Source organism: Bacillus sp. SIMBA_031 (genome assembly GCF_046535225.1).
In the GTDB taxonomy this organism is placed as follows: domain Bacteria; phylum Bacillota; class Bacilli; order Bacillales; family Bacillaceae; genus Bacillus; species Bacillus velezensis.
Genome location: NZ_JAWRXC010000070.1, coordinates 1 through 355 on the forward strand (window position 1 = coordinate 1; position 355 = coordinate 355).

1 protein-coding gene is annotated in these 355 nt (G+C 63.7%); it reads right to left on the minus strand.

Annotation, left to right across the window (positions count from 1 at the left end; translation table 11 throughout):
• A partial coding sequence (locus SB724_RS19545; RefSeq protein ID WP_410572441.1) for a mycothiol transferase occupies positions 1-265 on the minus strand: 265 nt, incomplete at its 3' end.
• Positions 266-355 lie beyond the last annotated feature (90 nt).

Consider the following 355-nt stretch of genomic DNA (forward strand, 5'->3'; position numbering starts at 1 on the left):
GGGATTCGTTGGCCGGGACCCACATGTCCGAGTCCGGCTCGGCGTTCTCCTGCAGCCATGGAAGTTCCTTGTCGCTTGGCCGCCCGAACGTCTCACCGAAATACCCCAGCTGCACAGTGGCTACGTGCTTGACGAGGCCCAGCAGGTTGGTTCCCGTGGGCGTCAGGGGCCTTCGGGCGTCATACTCACTGAGGTTCTCAACCTTTCCCAGCAGTTCGGCCCTCCGCAGTCGCAGGTAGGTGTGCAGCGTCGTCTTGTGGTCCATGTGCTGCACTGTACAGACCTCCACGCGGCTGAAAACGGCTTCGCGGGCGACACGCGAAAATCGCCGGGACCCTCCCAGCGAAGGGGAGGG